At 44.0% G+C, this 459-nt stretch carries 1 protein-coding gene; it reads right to left on the reverse strand.

Annotation, left to right across the window (positions count from 1 at the left end; genetic code table 11):
* Positions 1-439: hypothetical protein (locus tag HUS62_RS23600; RefSeq protein ID WP_175081214.1), on the reverse strand; the 439-nt coding region annotated here is incomplete at its 3' end.
* Positions 440-459 lie beyond the last annotated feature (20 nt).

The following is a 459-nucleotide window of genomic DNA, read 5'->3' on the forward strand; positions in this document are numbered from 1 at the left end:
CCATTAATTGCTGCTGACGATAGCTTTGCTCACTTGAAAGCTGATTAATTTGCCCAGCAATGATGCGATCTGCTAAACCATCTCTTTGTTGCTGACGAGCAAGTGTCGCAATAGCTAAAGCAGTATCCGTTGACACAGTTTGTCCTTTTGCCATGTGCTGCTCAAAGCGGGTAATAGCCTGGTTACTATTGCCTTGCTCGATATGAGCATTGATCAATGCTTCTGCCAATTCTCGGTTATCTGGGTAGCGTGTTTCAAGCGCTGAGAGCTTAGCTATTCGTTGGTTACTATCACTAAAGCGATTAACGTAGTTTACTTGCAGTACTAACCATTGTGATTGCTCTGCATCGGTTGCGTTACTCGGCAGTTGATAGTCTGCAAGCCAGCTATCAGCAGCGTTTTTATCGTTGCTTTCAATTAGCCAATTTGCATATGTCATGTGCCAATATGGGCTCAAAC

Source organism: Pseudoalteromonas sp. 0303 (assembly GCF_013349995.1).
Classification (GTDB): Bacteria; Pseudomonadota; Gammaproteobacteria; order Enterobacterales; family Alteromonadaceae; genus Pseudoalteromonas.